Genomic DNA, 16637 nt, shown 5'->3' with positions numbered 1-16637 from the left:
CGTCGTATAGGTTCGGGTCAAGAGTTCTTCCTCTCGACGACGTACCGGCCCGCCCGGTCGAAGCCGGTGATCCGGGCTCCGTCCGTCAGCAGCCCGCCCAGGACGTCGCGCAGGGCGGAGCGCCAGGCGGCCGCCAGGGCCGGGTCGGTGGCGCGCAGCTTCTCGATGTCGCCGGGCACGGCGACGAGGACGGTGGGGCCGTCGAGGGTGCCGAGGACCGGGCCGTCGTGCGGGGAGACGTCGAGGCCGGTGACGGCGCCTTCAGTGAGCGGCGCGGGGTGCTGCCCCGCGCAGGCCAGGACGACCTCGGGGGCGGTGAGGCGCCAGGTGACCAGGAGGCGGTCGGTTTCGTCGGAGCCGTTGATGCCGTCGTTCATCCGGCCGTAGAAGTCGGGCAGGTACCCGGTGGGCGCCGCGGCCAGTTTTCCGATGTTGAAGTAGGCGTTGCGGCGCACCAGCGGGTCGAACGTCCAGGAGATCTCGGCCACTTGGTGCTGGAGCGCCCAGGCCCGCTGGTGCAGCTTCAGGGCGTAGCCGACGTTGCGGCCGCGCATCCCCGCGGCCACACCGGCGATGTGACTGTGCAGGGCCTTGTCGGCGGGCGGCGCGAAGAACCCGACGCAGGCGCCCACGAGTTCGCCGCCGTCGAAGGCGCCGCCCACATAGCTGCCCGCCTTGGTGAGCGCGCGCAGCAGCTCGGTCGTCACCGGCGGGGTCTTCCCGTCCGGCCGCCAGATGCCCTCGTAGAGATTCCGCACGGCCTTCAGGTGTGCCAGGTCGGCGAGTTGGCGCACGGATACGCCGGCCGTGCGCGCCGCGGACTCCGCCGCCGCGACGGCCGAGCCGGCCACGCGCCCCCGCATGTCAGCCCACCTTCGGGGTGGCGCGCGCGCCGTAGTGGACGTACGGCTCACCGGTCGGGAGCGTGTAGAAGGTGACCGGGACCCATGTCCGCGTGCCCGGCTGCCGGAAGGCGAAGAGGGCGTCGTCCCCCGGAACGAGCGGAACGAGCACGAACTCCTGGGTGGGCGTGGGCTCCAGCGCGGCGAGCGGCCCCGTCACGGTCTGCCGCAGCCTCAACCCGCCCTCCACGGTGAGGACTTCGACGTGCGCACCGGCCCGCTCGTAGACCCCGGCGTGCCGGGAGCCGTCGACGGCCGGCGGTCGCTCCGAGGGGGTGAGCGGGCTGGGCATCGTGACGCCCGCCAGTTCCTCGAAGATCTCCCGGAACAGGTCCCCGTACAGGTCGCGCGCGTTGCCGCCGTTCGTCAGCAGCGTCACCGCGAGGCCCTGGTCCGGCAGGACCCGCAGGAACGCGGACTGGCCGATGGTGTTGCCGTCGTGCCCGTACAGCCGCTGCCCGTCCCAGCCGAAGCGAATCCAGCCGAGGCCCCAGGAGTCGCCCAGGGTGTGCCGGTCCGGCAGGCCGGTCTGATGGGCGGCCATCCGGGCCGCGCTCTCCGCGCTCAGGACGCGGCCGCCGTCCGGGCCGAGGCCCCCGGTCAGATGCAGCCGCGCGAAGGCGAGCACATCGGCGGTGTCGGCGCAGACGAGCCCGGCGGGGCCGACCGAGCGCGGCAGCCCCCAGACCGGAGCGGGCACGGGATCCTCCTCGCCCTCGGCGACGTGCCCGACCGCGGCGCGGTGGAGCAGCGCCTCCTCCGGGAGCGTCAGCGTCCGCTCCAGGCCAAGTGGCGCGAAGAGCCGCTCTCGAAGGGCTCCGTCCCAGGTGAGCCCCGTCAGCTTCTCGATGACCCGCCCGGCCAGACTGAAGCCCGAGTTGCAGTACGAGAACGTCGCGCCGAGCGGATGGCTCTGCGGAGTCTCCTCCAGGAGTTCGGCATAGCGCTCCAGGCAGTCGTCGCCGCGGCCGGTGTCGGTGAAGACGTCGCCGTCGATGCCGCTGGTGTGGGTGAGCAGATGCCGCATCGTCACCTGCTTGGCGACACCGGGGTCCGCAAGGCGCAGTTCGGGCAGCACGTCGACGAGCGGGGCGTCCAGGTCCAGCCTGCCCTCGTCGACGAGCTGCATGACGACGGTCGCCGTCCAGACCTTGGTGATGGACCCGATCTGGAAGACCGATTCGTCGGTGACATCGACTCCGGTGGCCGTGCTCAGGACGCCGTGGTGGGCCCGGAGCATGTCGTCCCCCACGCCCCGCGCCCCGAGCCGCAGAATGCCGAGCGCCGCGCCGGGAACCCGGTGAACCGTGGCCAGTTCGGCGAGGCGTCGCTGCCAGTGGGCCGTGTCGAGCGGCACTCTGCGCGGCCGTCCGGGCTCACCGGCGTAGCACTCCACCCAGTCCACGACCCGCTGGTTGAAGTCGGCCCGGTGGGAGGGGCGCCCGTCGAGCGGGAACAGATGCGCGCCGCCCGGATACAGCACCAGTTCGGTGGGGACGCCCCGCCCGCGCAGCGCCGTGAACCACTGCTCGGCCTGGCCCACGGGGCAGCGTTCGTCCTCACCGCCCTGGATGACGAGGGTCGGGGTGCGCACCCGGTCGACGTGGGTCAGCGGCGACTGCCGCGCGTAGCGCTCGCGGTCCGTCCACGGCTGACCGCCAAGCTCGGCCACGCCGAGCAGATGCGCGGCGTCGGACGTACCGGCGATGCTCGTGAGATCGCTGACCACACCGCCGGCGACGGCCGCGGCGAAGCGGTCGTCACGGCTGGTCAGATAGCAGGTCATGAACCCGCCGTAGCTGTACCCGGTGACGGCGAGGCGCCGCGGGTCGGCGATGCCCTCGGCGACGAGCTGGTCGACGGGTTCGGTGAAGTCCGCGGCATCGCTCACTCCCCAGGCGCCGAGCGCCGCGGTGAAGAACTCCTCGCCGTAGCCGTCGCTGCCGCGCGGGTTGACGAGCAGCACCGTCCAGCCACGGGCGGCGAGCACCTGGTGGTAGAGGTGCCCGGAGTCGGCCGCGCCGTTCCACGCGTTGTGCGGGCCGCCGTGGATGTCAAGGAGCAGGGGAGCGGGGCCGTCGCGCGCCGGGTCGCGCACCAGCCAGCCGTGCACCACCGTGCCGTCGGACACGGTGAACTCCCGCTCCTCGCGCACGAACAGCTCGGGAGCGCCGGGGCCGCCGTGCCCGGTGCTGCCGTGCCCGGTGCGGGTGCTGACCATGCCGGTGGCGAGGTCGACGGTGGCTATCTCCCCGTAGGAGGTCGCGGTGGACAGGACGACCGCGACGGTGCCGCCCGCCGTGGACACCCCGCTGATCTGGCGCGCGTCACCGCCGACCACGCGGCGCGGGATGCCGCTCCCGTCGGTGTCGGCGACGTACAGCTGCGTGCAGCCGCGGTCGCGCAGGCAGACGAGTACGCGGCTTTTGTCGGCAGTGAGTTGGGGCAGCGCGCCGGGGTACGCGGGACCGCCGGTCATGACGTTGCGGTCCAGGGGGCCGGTGAGGTCGGCGAGGTCGGCGAGGCCGGTGAGCGGGGAATCTCCTCCCTCAGCGTCTCCCGCACTGCCTGCCGCACCGTCTCCCTCACCGCCCACCGGCACTCGCAGGAGCCGCGCGTGGCCGACGGCGGTGCCCGTCGCGCCGACGACGAGGAGTGCCGCGCCGTCCGCCGTCCACGTGACGGCAGCGGCCTGCCCCTCGGCCGGGCCGACGCGTACGGGCTCCGCATGGCGCGGGCCCACCTCGACGACGTACGCGGCGCTGCGGAACGTCAGGTCGGCGTCCGCGTCGCGTGCCGCGGGGAACGCGAGGCGGGTGCCGTCGGGGGACCAGGCGGGGGCACCGGCGTGCCAGTCGCCGCGGGTGATCTGCCGGACCTCGCGGCCGGCGACGCGGACCACGTGCAGGTGGGTGCGGATCGTACGAAGGAGGCCCGGGCCGTCGGCCTTGTAGCCCAGGCGCCGGACGACGACGGGCGCACTGCCCCGCCCCTCGCCCCCGTCGCCGTCGGCCGCGGCCGAATCGACCGGTGCGTCGAACGCCAGCTCGCCGCCGTCCGGACTCCACACCGGCGCACCGGCACCGAGCGGCAGCGTCGTGAGCTGCTCGGGCTCGCCGCCCGCCATGGGCAGCAGCCACACCTGCGCGGGCCCGTCGCCCGGCGCGCGCAGGAACGCGACGCGGGTTCCGTCGGGCGACCAGGCGGGCGCGGAGTCGGCGTGCCCGCGCGTCAGTTGACGGGGTTCGCCATCGGTGGCGCCCACCTGCCACAGCGTGCGTACGTCCCGGTCGGCGGCACGATCGGCGGTGCGCAGCACGTACACGATCTCGGCGCCGTCCGGCGAGACCGCGGGCTGCTCGGGCACCGCGAAGTCGTACAGGTCGTCGATGCGCAGGCGTGAGGTCACGGTGCGCCACCTCCTAAGAAGTCGGCAAGTCGGGGGCGGTGGTCAGGAGGCGGTCTTTCCCAGGCCGTCACGGAAGAGACGGAGCACGTTGCCGCCCAGGACCCGCGCGATGTCGCCGTCGGCCCAGCCCCGCCGCAGCAGTGCCTCGGTCACCAGCGGAAGTCCGGCCGGACCTTCGAGGCCGGGCAGGAACTGGTCGGTGCGCACGCCTTCGACGACCGGGTGGGCGCAGCAGGGCGGGGTCGTGTCATCCATGACCTCCTGGACGAAGTCCGGCCCGAGACCGACGTGTTCGAGGCCCGCCACGTCCGCGAGGTGCTCGATGTGGTCGACCAGCCGGTCGAGGGTGTAGTCGCTCTCGTGGAGGAACGGCGCGAAGAAGTTCACGCACACGACGCCGCCGTTCGCGGCGGTCGCCTTCACCTGGTCGTCGGTGAGATTGCGGTGGTGGTCGCGCAGCGCGCGTGCGGAGGAGTGCGTGGCGATGACAGGACGCGATGCCAGCTCCAGTACGTGGTCGACACCGGCGGCACCGAGATGGCTGATGTCGAACATCATGCCGATGCGCTCCATCTCGGCGAGCGCCGCCACCCCCGCCCGGGTCAGCCGGCTCCCGGCCGCGTCCTCGCCACTGCCGTCAGCGAGCGGCGTACGCCCGAAGTGCGCGAGCGAGGCGATCCGTACGCCCAACCGGTAGAGGGTCTCCAGGAGTTCGACGTCCTCGGCGATGCCCGGCGCGCTCTCCAGGGCGAGCACGAGCGCGATACTCCCGTCGTCCAGGGCGGCGTCCACCTCGGCACCGTCGCCGCAGAGCCGGACCGCGTCGGCGTTTGCGGCCGCGAGGCGGTGCGCGGCCTCGATCATGCGCAGCGTCTGCCGCAGCGCGCCCTCGGGCCGGTAGGTGTCGTCGATGAACACGGGGAGGACTTGTACGTCGACGCCGCCCGCCAGGAGTTGGGGCAGCCACTGCTCGCGGAAGAACCCAGGCCACTGGTCCACGGGCCTCGCGGTCACCGCGCAGAGCAGGTCGTTGTGGGTGTCGGCGACGATACTGCGCCGGTGCAGTTCGGCGGCGTGGCTCGGTGCCGTGGTCATGTTCGGGCTCCCTTCGGTTCTGCGGGTTCCCCCGCGAAATGGCATGCCGCCCGGTGCGGACGCCGCTCGGCTCCCTGTGCGGGGTCGGCGGTACGGCAGAGGTCGCGGCCGGCGTCGGCGAGGGGGCCGATCGCGCAGCGCGGGTGGTAGCGGCAGCCGGGCGGCGGGCTGTGCGGGTCGCTCGGCTCTACGTCGGCGGTCGCGGCGGCCCCGGCGGCCCCGGCGGCCCCGGCGCCACCGATGGCGATGGCACCGTTGTCGTCGAACAGCGGAGTGTTCCAGGACGGCGCCGCGCTCAACAGCTCGCGCGTATAGGGGTGTTGAGGGTCGGAGAGCACCTGATCGGCAGGGCCCGACTCGACGATCCGCCCGAGGTACATGACAGCGATGATGTCGCTGAGGTAGCGCACGACGGCGAGGTTGTGCGAGATGAACAGCATGGACAGACCCAGACGCCGCCGTACGTCGCGTACGAGGTTGAGCACGGCGCCCTGGACCGACACGTCGAGCGCGGAAGTGATCTCGTCGGCGATCACCACCTGCGGCTTCCCCGCCAACGCGCGGGCAAGCGCCACGCGTTGGCGCTGACCGCCGGAGAGCTGGGCGGGCAGCGCCGTGGCCCGGTCCGGGTCGAGGCTGACCAGTTCGAGGAGCCGCGCGACCTCGGCCCGTCTCTCCTTGGCCCGTTCACCGCGCGGCATCGCCTCGCCGATCGACGCGCCGACGCTCATGCGGGGGTCCAGCGAGGAGTACGGGTCCTGGAACACCATCTGCAGCGGACGGCGCCCCGCGAGGTGCCGTACGTCGGTGCCGTCGAGCAGGACCCGCCCCGCGCTGACCGGCGCGAGGCCGACGGCGCTGCGGGCGAGCGTCGACTTCCCGGACCCCGACTCGCCCACGAGGCCGACCACTTGACCGGACGGCACGGTCAGGCTGACGCCGGCCACGGCGGTGAGCCCGCCGCGCCGGCTCCCGTACCGCACGCTCACCTCTTCAAAGACAAGCTCGCTCACGCGCCGCCTCCGGTGGCATCGACATTGACGTCGGAACTCGTACGGGCGCCTGCGTTCCGGGGGTGCCAACAGGCCACGCGGTGCGTGCCGTTGATGGCACCCACGTCCACCGGCGCCGGATCCTCGGCAAGGCACCGCTCGTCGGCGAACGGGCAACGCGCGGCAAACGCGCAGCCCACGCTCACCTGTCCGGGCTCAGGTGGCCGGCCCGGGATGACCGCGAGCGGCGCGTCCCGGTCGGTGTCGAGCGCGGGGACGGCTGAGAGGAGCGCCCGCGTGTAGGGGTGGCGCGCGGCCGAACGCAGATCGGCGGTGGGCAGGTCCTCCACGATCCGCCCCGCGTACATGACCAGGACGCGTCGGCAGCTCTGCGCCACGACGGTGATGTCATGGCTGATCAGCAACAGCGCCGCCCGCTTGCCCTGTTGAGGGCCCCCGGCGGCCTCGTTCTCCCGCACCTGGGCGAGCAGTCGGAGCACCTGGCGCTGCACGGTGACGTCCAGCGCGGTGGTCGGCTCATCGGCGATGACCAGGCGCGGCTCGCCCATCAGGCCCATGGCGATCATCGCCCGCTGCCGCATGCCGCCGGAGAACTCGTGCGGGTACTGGTGTGCCCGGCGCTCGGCCGCGGGCACCCGCACCCCGCGCAGCCGCTCGACGGCCCGCGCGAACGCCTTGCTCCGCGAGAGACCCTGATGCTGCTCGGACACCTCGGCCAGCTGGCGTCCGATCCGCCAGGTCGGGTTGAAGGAGGTCATCGGATCCTGGAACACCAGCGCGAGCGACGTACCGAGAAGCCCGCGCACCTCGGCATCGGACGCCCCCAAGAGCGGCGTCCCGAGGAACTCCAGACGGGCCGCGGACACCACCCCCGGCGCCTCGATCAACCGGGAGACGCCGAGCGCGGTCAGACTCTTCCCGGAGCCGGACTCACCGACCACGCCGACGGATTCCCCGGCACCGACGGTGAAGCTGACACCCCGCACCGGTGTCACCGGCCCCGCGGCTCCGGGGAAGGCGACGCGCAGATCCTCCACGACCAGCACGGGGTCGCACTCGGCCGCCCCTGCCGCTCCCATCGGCTTCGGCGCAGGCCCAGCCGTCGGCGTCGGCTTCGGCTCCGGCGAGGAACGCACCAAGGACGGCAGGCCGGAACGCGCCCCCACCACCCCCGCCACGGTCTCCCCGAACAGATTGAACGCGAGCCCGGCCACCACCACCGCGACGCCCGGCGCGAGGGCCGCCGTGGGATTGACGTAGATCTGGTTGAGCCCCTCCCCGAGGAGCCGCCCCCAGTCGTAGTCCGGGGCCTGCACTCCGATGCCGAGGAACGAGAGCCCGGCGAAGGCGAGCAGCGCCATCCCCGCGCTGATCGTGGCGTTGACCACCAGCGGCTCGCCGATGTTGGGCAGCACGTGCCGTACGAGGAGCCGGATCCGCCCCACCCCGGCCACCCGCGCCGCCGCCACGAAGTCCCGCCCCGCGACCCCCGCGGCCAGCGTCTGCGTGAGGCGGGCGAACGCGGGCGCCATGGCGAGACCGATGGCGAGCACGGCCCCCTTGGCCCCGACCCCGAAGATCATGGCGAAGAACAGGGCGAGCAGCAGGCCGGGGAAGGCCACGGCGATGTTCACGGCCGAGGTCACGAGCCGCCCGGCCCACCGGGGGAGTACGGAAGGCGCCGTCCCCAGGAGCGTGCCGGTCACCACTCCGATCACCGTGGCCGTCACGGCGAGCACGAGCGAAAGCCGCGTGGCGACCAGGACGCGGGCGAGGATGTCCCGCCCCAGGCTGTCGGTGCCGAGCAAGTGCGCGCCGGTCGGCCCCTGTTGGAGGGCGTCCACGTCCACCGCCGACGCCCGGTCGCCCCAGAGGGCGGGCGCGAACAGGGCAAGCGCGATCAACAGCACCAGAAGCGCGGCGGAACAGGCCCCCACGGGCGTCCGGACGACAGCCAGGATCTTGATACCGGCGTTCCGCATGGCTCAGGCCTCCCGGATCGTCGAGCGTGGATCGAGCACGGTGAGCAACACGTCGACCAGCAGATTCACTGTCAGTACGCCGATCCCGTAGACGAGGACGATCCCCTGGACCACGGGGTAGTCCTTCTGCTGGATCGACTGCACGATCGTCGAGCCGAGGCCCGGCCACGCGAAGACGTTCTCCACCAGGACCGTCCCGGCCACCAGGCCGGTCAGGACGAGGCCGCCCATGGTCAGCGTCGCGGTGAGCGCGTTGGGCAGCGCGTGCCGTGCGTAGATCCGCCGTGCGGGCAGCCGTTTGGCGCGTGCCGTGCGGATGAAGTCGTCGCCGAGTACGGCCAGCATCTCGACCCGCACGATGCGCGCGAGGACGGCCGCGGGACCGACGGCCAGCGCGAGCACGGGAAGCACGTACGAACTCAGGTCTCCGCGCCCGGCCACGGGGAACCACCCCAGATGGACCGAGAACACGTAGACGAGCCCGACTGCCAGCAGGAACTCGGGGATCGCCGCGAGGAACACGCTGGTCGACGTGAACGCCAGCTCCCCGCCCCTGCGCCGGCCGCCCCGGGTCAGGACGGCCATGACCACGCCGACCGGTACCGCCACCACCATGGCGACGGCGAACGCCGCGAGGGCCAGTTGCGCCGTCGCGGGCAGGCGGTCACCGATCTGCTGCGACACCGGCAGGTTGCTCAGGACGGATGTGCCGAAGTCGCCGCCGCACACCGACCGCAGGTAGTGCAAGTACTGCGTGAGGAGACCGTCGTCGAGGCCGAGGGCCTGGCGCCGCGCGTTCACCGTCTCCACGGGCGCCGTCATGCCGAGCGCGGACCGCACCGGATCCCCGGGCATCAGGTGGATCATCACGAAGGCGGCGGTCACCACCACCCACAGCGACACCACGAACCGCCCTAGCCGCCGTCCGAAGAAGGACAGCCACGGGCTTCCAAGCACTCGCGCCGGCGCACCTGGTGGTGCGGGCCTGGCAACCACAGTGGACACCGGCATCGACCTCCGTCGGACTCCGTGTCGGAACCCAGCGAGTGTCGCGCCGGTCAGGGAGCGGGCGATTCGTTCCCGCGCACAAGAAGAAGCGGCCGGCTTGTGCCACAGGACAAGCCGGTCGGGCCGCTCCGTTGGTCTCGGCTGTGCAGCCGTTGGTCTCGGCTGTGCCGCCGTGGGACTCGTCTACGCCGCCGTGGGGCCCGTCGTCGTCCAGCCGGGGGCCTGCGGGTGCGCGGTGAGGTCGGCGTGGCGGACCTGATCGCCGCAGGCCGCGCAGGTCACGACCGGGAGCATCTCGTGGCCGCAGACGTGCTCGATGACCATCGGGCGGTCGTCGCCCTTGCGGAGGTGGCGGTCGCCCCAGGCCATCAGGGTCATCAGGACCGGCTCCAGTTCGAGGCCGGCCTGCGTGGGCCGGTACTGGAAGCGCTGCGGGCGTTCGCTGTAGGCGACCTTCTCCAGGACGCCGGCCTCCACCAGGCGGCGCAGACGCGTCGCGAGGATGTCGCGCGGGGCGCCGATGTTGCGCACCAGTTGGTCGAAGCGTCCGTTGCCGAGGCAGACCTCGCGCAGGACGAGCAGGGAGTACTTCTCGCCGACCAGGGCGAGAGCGTCGGCGATCGAGCAGGGGCGCGCATCCTTCATGCGGGCAGTCTAGGGGAGGGTTTGTTTTTCCAACTCACCGGGTTATGGTGAGTCCAGATTTCCTACTCACTGGTAATCGCCAGGGGGAGTCAGGGAGGAGGCGCCTCGTGCTGCCTTCTCCGGCGCTCCAGGCCCCTGGCCCTCTAGGAGGACCGCACCATGCGTGACGCCGTCATCGTCGAAGCCGTACGCACCCCGGTCGGCAAGGGGAAGCCGAACGGCTCCCTCGCCCACATCCACCCGGTCGAACTCCTCGCCCACACCCTGCGCACCCTCGTGGAGCGCACGGGCATCGACCCCGCGCAGGTCGACGACGTGATCGGCGGCTGCGTCGACCAGGTCGCCGAGCAGGCCATGAACACCACCCGTTACGCCGTCCTTTCCGCGGGCTTCCCGGAGTCGGTGCCCGCGACCACCGTGGACCGCCAGTGCGGTTCGTCCCAGCAGGCCGTGCACTTCGCCGCGCAGGGAGTCATCTCCGGGGCGTACGACATGGCCGTCGCCTGCGGTGTGGAGTCGATGAGCCGCGTCCCGATGTGGTCGAACGTCCCGGCGGGCGCCGACCCCTTCGGACCCGGCGTGGCCCGGCGCTTCCCCGAAGGGCTCGTCCCGCAGGGCATCAGCGCCGAACTCATCGCCGCCAAGTGGTCCATCAGCCGCGAGCGGATGGATGTCTTCGCGACGACCTCGCACCAGCGGGCGGCGCGGGCCTGGGACCAGGGCCTCTTCGACGCGGAGGTCGCCCCGATCGACGGCGTCACCCGCGACGAGTCCGTACGTCCCGCCACCACCCCCGAGATACTCGCGGGCTTGAAGCCCGCCTACGAGGACCCCGGCTTCGGCGAGCGCTTCCCGCAGATCGACTGGTCCGTCACGGCGGGCAACACCAGCCCCACCAACGACGGGGCGTCCGCCGTCCTCATCACCACCAGCGAGAACGCCGCACGGCTCGGCCTGCGCCCGCTCGCCCGGCTGCACAGCTTCGCCGTCACCGGATCCGACCCGCTCCTGATGCTCACCGGCATCCTGCCCGCCACCGAAAAGGTGCTGCGCAACGCTTCGTTGAGCCTCGACGACATCGACCTCTTCGAGGTCAACGAAGCCTTCGCCAGCGTCGTGCTCGCCTGGCTGCAGGAGACCGGAGCGGACCCCGAGAAGGTGAATGTGCACGGCGGGGCGATCTCGTTGGGGCATCCCCTGGGCGCCAGTGGCACGCGTCTCATGACCACCCTCGTCCACGCCATGCGGGCCCGCGGCGCGCGCTATGCGCTGCAGACCATGTGCGAGGCGGGGGGCCTCGCGAACGCCACCGTCCTCGAAGCGTTGTAGCGGAGCCCTACCGGCCCCGGAGCTGATTGCGCTTGAACCACGCCACCAGCGCCCCCGCAAGACCCGTCACCGCGATGAAGCCCATCGCGACGAGGAAAGCGGGGGACGTCGGCGTCGACGCGCGGGCGCCCGCGACGACGTACGCGGCGGTGTTCGGGATCGACCCCAGGCCGGTGGCGAGCAGGAACGGCAGCCACCCCATGCGGGACACCGCCGCGCAGTAGTTGGCGGCCGCGAAAGGGACCCCGGGAAACAGCCGTGCCGCCAGCATCGACCGGAAGCCGTGCCTGCTCAACTGCCCGTCGGCCGCCTTCAGCCAGCGCCCACGCAGCAGCGGGCGCAGCGCGTCCTGCCCCAGCATCCTGCCGAGCCCGAAGGCGATCCCGGAGCCGAGGACCGTGCCCGCGATCGCCGCGGTGAGGCCCGCTTGCGAACCGAACAGGGCGCCCGCCGCCAGATTGAGCAGCGGACGCGGCACGAACGCCGTGGTGCACAGGCCGTACGCGACGGCGAACACCGTCACGGCGGCGACACCGCCGAGTTGCCGGAGCCCTCCGTCGGACAGGAGCCGCTGTGGCTCGAAGAGCAGCACGCACGTCCCTGCCGCCGCGAGCAGCACCACCAGCAGAGACAGCCGCGACCAGGGCGAGAGCAGGGCCCTGGTGCAGCGCACGGCGAGGCCTTGCGGGCGGGCGGCGGCGGTGTCGAGCATCCGGGGAGACTAACCGACAAATGTGTGTGATCGCCGTATGGTGCGTCTCATGAGCGTCACAGTCGCAGGACGCGTCCCATGAGCGTCACCGCCCCGCACAGCCACTTGGCCGACACCGTCATGGAACGGCTCACCGCGACGTACGCGGCGGCGGCCGATCCGGTGCGGGCCGCGCAGGCACAGGCGTACATGAAGAACATCGCTCCCTTCCTCGGCCTGCCCGCGCCCCTGCGCCGCGAACTGACCCGCACGGTCCTCGCCGGGCTGCCGCGCCCCGACGAGGCGGACTGCACGGCGATCGCGCTGCGCTGCTGGGAACTGCCGGAGCGCGAGTACGCCTACTTCGCGGTGGACCATCTGCGCCGGCACGTGAAGCGCCTCTCGTCGGGCTTCCTGCCGGTCGCCCGCCACCTCGTGACGACGGTGTCCTGGTGGGACACGGTCGACGCGCTCGCCGCGCACGTCGTGGGCGGCCTGGTGGCCGCCGACCCGAAGCTCAAGGCCGAGATGGACGCCTGGATCGAGGACGAGGACCTGTGGGTGGCGCGCACCGCCCTCCTCCACCAGCTCCGTTACAAGGACACCACCGACGCCGGACGCCTCTTCGGTTACTGCCTGCGCAAGGCCGGACACCCCGACTTCTTCATCCGCAAGGCCATCGGCTGGTGTCTGCGCGAGTACGCCAAGACCGATCCGGAGGCCGTACGCGGCTTCGTCGAGCGGGAGCGCGGACGCCTCGCGCCGCTCTCGGTGCGCGAGGCCCTGAAGAACCTCTGACCGCGCCGGAGTTCACGAGTCACTCCCGCCGCCACCCGGCGAAAACCATTCGACGTACCCCCACCCGTCGGCAATGATCTGCGACATGTCCCGGTACGCCTTCCTCGCAGCTCCGACCGCAGTCGCGGTCGCTGCGAAGGCTGCCGTCCTCCTCTGCGCCGCACTTCCTGTCGACGGCGCCCGACGCTGACCCTCCCCGGACACTCCGGCGGACCCCATAGGGGGAGGGTCGGTCCGGCCCCGGGGTCCCCGTCCAGAGCGCGCACGCGACGCAGTGCGCCCAGGACTTCAGCTTCGAGTTCCGGAGAAGGAACCGCCATGTCCAAGACGGCATACGTCCGCACGAAACCGCACCTCAACATCGGCACGATGGGCCACGTCGACCACGGCAAGACCACCCTGACCGCCGCCATCACCAAGGTCCTCAGCGAGCGCGGCACCGGCACGTTCGTGCCCTTCGACCGCATCGACCGCGCCCCCGAGGAGGCGCAGCGCGGCATCACCATCAACATCGCGCACGTCGAGTACGAGACCGACACCCGGCACTACGCGCACGTGGACATGCCGGGCCACGCCGACTACGTCAAGAACATGGTCACCGGCGCCGCGCAGCTGGACGGGGCGATCCTCGTCGTCTCCGCGCTCGACGGGATCATGCCGCAGACCGCCGAGCACGTCCTGCTCGCCCGCCAGGTGGGCGTGGACCACATCGTGGTCGCGCTCAACAAGGCGGACGCGGGGGACGAGGAGCTGACCGACCTCGTCGAGCTGGAGGTGCGCGAGCTGCTCTCCGCGCACGGGTACGGGGGCGACTCCGTCCCGGTCGTACGGGTCTCGGGGCTGAGGGCGCTGGAGGGCGACCCGCGGTGGGCCGCGGCCATCGAGGCGCTGCTCGACGCGGTGGACACCTATGTGCCCATGCCCGAGCGGTACGTCGACGCGCCCTTTCTCCTTCCGGTGGAGAACGTGCTCACCATCTCCGGGCGCGGAACCGTCGTCACCGGAGCCGTCGAGCGCGGCACGGTGCGGATCGGTGACCGGGTGGAGGTGCTCGGCGCGGAGACGGAGACCGTCGTCACCGGTCTTGAGACCTTCGGCAAGCCCATGGAGTCCGCGCAGGCGGGCGACAACGTGGCGCTGCTCCTGCGCGGTGTGCCACGCGACGCCGTACGACGCGGGCACGTGGTCGCGGAGCCGGGCAGCGTCAGTCCACGTCGCCGCTTCATCGCGCAGGTGTACGTCCTGTCGACCAAGGAGGGCGGACGGTCGACGCCGATCGCGAGCGGCTACCGGCCGCAGTTCTACCTCCGCACCGCGGACGTGGTCGGCGACGTCGACCTCGGTGAGGCCGCGGTCGCACGGCCCGGCGACACCGTCACCATGACGGTCGAGCTCGGCCGCGACATGCCCCTGGAGACGGGCCTCGGCTTCGCGATCCGCGAGGGCGGGCGCACCGTCGGCGCGGGCACGGTGACCGAGGTCGGCTGACGTCCTGACGCCCGCCTCCCTCGGGGGATCCACCCCCGGGGGAGGCGGGCACAATGGACCGGTGACTGAGGACGAGAGCGCGGACGAGGCCATGGCCGTCATCAAGGACGTCGATCACGGCACCGCCAAGCTGATGCCGGACGTGGACCGGCCCCGCGCCTGGCTGCTCACGGTCGACGGAGCGCCCCAGTCGTACGTCGACCTGGACGAGCCCACTCACCTGGAGTTCGAGTACGCGCAGCGACTCGCGCACGTCCTGGACACGGCCGACGACCAGGACCGCCCCCTGGACGTGATCCACCTCGGCGGCGGCGCGCTCACCCTGCCCCGCTATGTCGCCGCGACCCGGCCGGGCTCGCGGCAGGACGTGGTGGAGGCGGACCGGGGACTGCTCGAACTGGTCACAGAGCGGCTGCCGTTGCCCGCGGAATCCGGGATCACGGTCCACGGCGCGGACGCCAGGCAGTGGCTGGAGGCAGCGGCGCCCGACAGCACCGACGTCCTCGTCGCCGATGTCTTCGGGGGCTCGCGGGTGCCCGCCCACCTGACATCGGTGGCCTACGCGCGCACCGCGGACCGGGTACTGCGCGCGGGCGGCCTCTATGCGGCGAACCTCGCCGACGGGGCGCCGTTCACCTTCCTCCGCTCCCAACTCGCCACCTTCGCCGAGGTGTTCGGGGAGGTCGCGCTCATCGCCGAGCCGAATGTGCTGCGAGGCCGCCGCTTCGGCAACGCGGTGCTCGTCGCCTCCCACGAGCCCATCGAGATCGAGGCACTGGCCAGGCGGGCGGCGGCCGACATCTTCCCCGCACGTGTCGAGTACGGGGCGGCGCTGCGTCTGTTCATCGGTGACGCGAAGCCGGTGCGGGACGAGGACGCGGTTGCGTCACCCGAGCCGCCCGACGGGGCCTTCAGCGTCGGCTGAGGCGACCGCGGGGTCGGCCGATGGGCCGCCGCTGGTGGGAGCGGGCACCTTGGCGATCTCCTTCGACGACGTGCGCCGCGTCAGATTGCGTACGTCCGGCACGAAAAGGACCAGCGCCGTCACCACTACCACCAGCGCCGCGCAGCCCCACAGCGACGCCGAACGCCCGAAGGCGAGCTCCGCCGGGCCAGCGAGCGCCGTGGCGAGCGGGACCATCGCGATCGAGCCGAACCAGTCGTACGCGGCGACACGCGACAGCTTGTCCTCGGGGATCTCCTGATGCATCGCCGTCATCCAGGAGACGCCGAACACCTCGATCGCGACGCCGCTGACGAACATCACCGCCGCGAGCCCCCACACCGGCAACGGCACCGCGAGCGCAGCCGAAGGCGCCGCCAGCGGGAAGACGCAGAGGGTGCCCGCCAGCAGCAGGCGCCGCGGCTTCCACCGCATCATCAGGAACGCGCCGCCGACCGTGCCCGCGCCGAAAGCGCCGAGCGCGAGCCCCCAGGGTCCGGCGCCCCCGAGTTCGTCCCGGGCGACCAGCGGACCGAAGACCGCCTCGGCCGCGCCGACCACCGCCACCACCACGGAGAACTGCGCGACGATCGCCCACAGCCACGGCCGGCCGGTGAACTCCCGCCAGCCCTCCCGTAGATCGGAGAGCAGCCCGCCCCCGGGTTCGCGCTTCGGTATGTGACTCACGTCGAGGAACGACCGCAGCGCTCCGGCCACCGCGAACGCCGCCGCGTCCACCGCGAGCACCCAGCCGGGCCCCATCGCGGCGACCATCAGACCGCCGAGCGCCGCGCCGCCGAGCCCGGCGCCCTGCATCGCCATGCGGTACAGGGCGAAGGCGCGGCTCGCCTGTTCGCCGCTGACGGTCGACATCAGCATGCCTTCGGCGGCCGGGCCGAAGAACGCCTGGCCGGTGCCGCCGAGCGCGGTGAGCAGCATCATCGACCAGAGCGGGGGAGTGCCGGAGATGACGAGCACCGCGAAGACCGCCTGCGAGAGGCAGTTGAGGGCGTTGGCCGCGACCATCACATGGTGGCGCGGAAGCCGGTCGGCGATCGCGCCGCCTATGAGCAGGAACAGCACGAGCGGCAGCGTGCGGGCCGCCGCCACCAGACCCACGTCACCGCCGTCACCACCCGAGTCGAGCACGGCGAACGCCGCCGCGATCAGGGCGCCGTGGCTGCCCAGATTGGTGACGATCGCGGCGGCGGTCAGCAGGCTGTAGTTGCGCCCGGCCCAGGAGGGGCGGCGCACGGCGGCGGGTTCGGTCACCAGGGGACTATCGCCGCCGGAACACCGACTTGCCAAACCGATTCCGCACGGGCCCGGAACCC

At 72.4% G+C, this 16637-nt stretch carries 13 protein-coding genes; 4 read left to right on the top strand and 9 right to left on the bottom strand.

Going from position 1 to position 16637, the window contains the following annotated elements; translation table 11 throughout:
• Nucleotides 1–17: 17 nt before the first annotated feature.
• The 7 genes from E5671_RS10785 to E5671_RS10755 form a co-directional block, all read right to left on the bottom strand.
• Nucleotides 18–863 carry a GNAT family N-acetyltransferase gene (locus tag E5671_RS10785; RefSeq protein WP_160503628.1) on the bottom strand — a complete coding sequence of 282 codons (846 nt, stop codon included), beginning with the start codon at nt 861–863 and terminating at the stop codon, nt 18–20.
• Nucleotide 864: 1 nt separating this feature from the next.
• Nucleotides 865–4311, bottom strand: a complete 3447-nt coding sequence (locus E5671_RS10780; RefSeq protein WP_160503627.1) for a serine hydrolase — start codon at nt 4309–4311, stop codon at nt 865–867.
• Nucleotides 4312–4353: 42 nt separating this feature from the next.
• Entirely contained in the window at nt 4354–5406 is a 1053-nt protein-coding gene (locus E5671_RS10775; RefSeq protein ID WP_160503626.1) for a dipeptidase, read from the bottom strand.
• A complete protein-coding gene (locus E5671_RS10770; protein ID WP_160503625.1) occupies nt 5403–6419 on the bottom strand; it encodes an ATP-binding cassette domain-containing protein in 1017 nt (338 codons plus the stop codon). Before E5671_RS10770 ends, E5671_RS10775 begins: the two co-directional genes overlap by 4 nt.
• Entirely contained in the window at nt 6416–8401 is a 1986-nt protein-coding gene (locus E5671_RS10765; RefSeq protein WP_160503624.1) for a dipeptide/oligopeptide/nickel ABC transporter permease/ATP-binding protein, read from the bottom strand. Before E5671_RS10765 ends, E5671_RS10770 begins: the two co-directional genes overlap by 4 nt.
• A 3-nt stretch (nt 8402–8404) precedes the next feature.
• Nucleotides 8405–9358, bottom strand: coding sequence for an ABC transporter permease (locus E5671_RS10760; protein ID WP_336605729.1), 954 nt, complete (start codon nt 9356–9358; stop codon nt 8405–8407).
• Between the two features lie 234 nt (nt 9359–9592).
• Nucleotides 9593–10054, bottom strand: coding sequence for a winged helix-turn-helix transcriptional regulator (locus E5671_RS10755; protein WP_160503622.1), 462 nt, complete (start codon nt 10052–10054; stop codon nt 9593–9595).
• Nucleotides 10055–10213: 159 nt separating this feature from the next.
• Here E5671_RS10755 and E5671_RS10750 point away from each other — a divergent pair, with 159 nt between their 5' ends.
• Nucleotides 10214–11383: a thiolase family protein gene (locus E5671_RS10750; protein ID WP_160503621.1), complete on the top strand. Its 1170-nt coding sequence runs from the start codon at nt 10214–10216 to the stop codon at nt 11381–11383.
• Between the two features lie 7 nt (nt 11384–11390).
• On the opposite strand, the gene E5671_RS10745 is transcribed toward E5671_RS10750, so the two are convergent.
• Nucleotides 11391–12095 (bottom strand): TVP38/TMEM64 family protein, encoded by a 705-nt coding sequence (locus E5671_RS10745; protein WP_160503620.1) that lies wholly within the window; start codon nt 12093–12095, stop codon nt 11391–11393.
• 78 nt (nt 12096–12173) lie between these two features.
• On the opposite strand from E5671_RS10745, the gene E5671_RS10740 reads away from it, so the two are divergent.
• The 3 genes from E5671_RS10740 to E5671_RS10730 all read left to right on the top strand — a co-directional run bounded on the left by E5671_RS10740 (nt 12174) and on the right by E5671_RS10730 (nt 15285).
• Nucleotides 12174–12872 carry a DNA alkylation repair protein gene (locus E5671_RS10740; protein WP_160503619.1) on the top strand — a complete coding sequence of 233 codons (699 nt, stop codon included), beginning with the start codon at nt 12174–12176 and terminating at the stop codon, nt 12870–12872.
• Between the two features lie 318 nt (nt 12873–13190).
• The gene (gene tuf / locus E5671_RS10735; RefSeq protein WP_160503618.1) at nt 13191–14360 is read left to right on the top strand and encodes an elongation factor Tu; all 1170 of its coding nucleotides are present in this window, start codon (nt 13191–13193) and stop codon (nt 14358–14360) included.
• A gap of 91 nt (nt 14361–14451) precedes the next feature.
• A complete protein-coding gene (locus tag E5671_RS10730) occupies nt 14452–15285 on the top strand; it encodes a spermidine synthase (protein WP_160510111.1) in 834 nt (277 codons plus the stop codon).
• On the opposite strand, the gene E5671_RS10725 is transcribed toward E5671_RS10730, so the two are convergent.
• Nucleotides 15247–16578, bottom strand: a complete 1332-nt coding sequence (locus tag E5671_RS10725; protein WP_160510110.1) for an MFS transporter — start codon at nt 16576–16578, stop codon at nt 15247–15249. The genes E5671_RS10730 and E5671_RS10725 overlap by 39 nt on opposite strands.
• Between the last annotated feature and the right edge of the window lie 59 nt (nt 16579–16637).

This window comes from Streptomyces sp. BA2 (genome assembly GCF_009769735.1).
Classification (GTDB): Bacteria; Actinomycetota; Actinomycetes; order Streptomycetales; family Streptomycetaceae; genus Streptomyces.
This window is presented reverse-complemented; position numbering and strand designations above follow the sequence as displayed.

Coding starts and splice junctions, on each gene's coding strand:
- E5671_RS10785 (WP_160503628.1), bottom strand. CDS start 863: ATGCGGGGGCGCGTGGCCGGCTCGGCCGTCGCGGCGGCGGAGTCCGCG.
- E5671_RS10775 (WP_160503626.1), bottom strand. CDS start 5,406: ATGACCACGGCACCGAGCCACGCCGCCGAACTGCACCGGCGCAGTATC.
- E5671_RS10765 (WP_160503624.1), bottom strand. CDS start 8,401: ATGCGGAACGCCGGTATCAAGATCCTGGCTGTCGTCCGGACGCCCGTG.
- E5671_RS10755 (WP_160503622.1), bottom strand. CDS start 10,054: ATGAAGGATGCGCGCCCCTGCTCGATCGCCGACGCTCTCGCCCTGGTC.
- E5671_RS10750 (WP_160503621.1), top strand. CDS start 10,214: ATGCGTGACGCCGTCATCGTCGAAGCCGTACGCACCCCGGTCGGCAAG.
- E5671_RS10745 (WP_160503620.1), bottom strand. CDS start 12,095: ATGCTCGACACCGCCGCCGCCCGCCCGCAAGGCCTCGCCGTGCGCTGC.
- E5671_RS10740 (WP_160503619.1), top strand. CDS start 12,174: ATGAGCGTCACCGCCCCGCACAGCCACTTGGCCGACACCGTCATGGAA.
- tuf (WP_160503618.1), top strand. CDS start 13,191: ATGTCCAAGACGGCATACGTCCGCACGAAACCGCACCTCAACATCGGC.
- E5671_RS10730 (WP_160510111.1), top strand. CDS start 14,452: ATGGCCGTCATCAAGGACGTCGATCACGGCACCGCCAAGCTGATGCCG.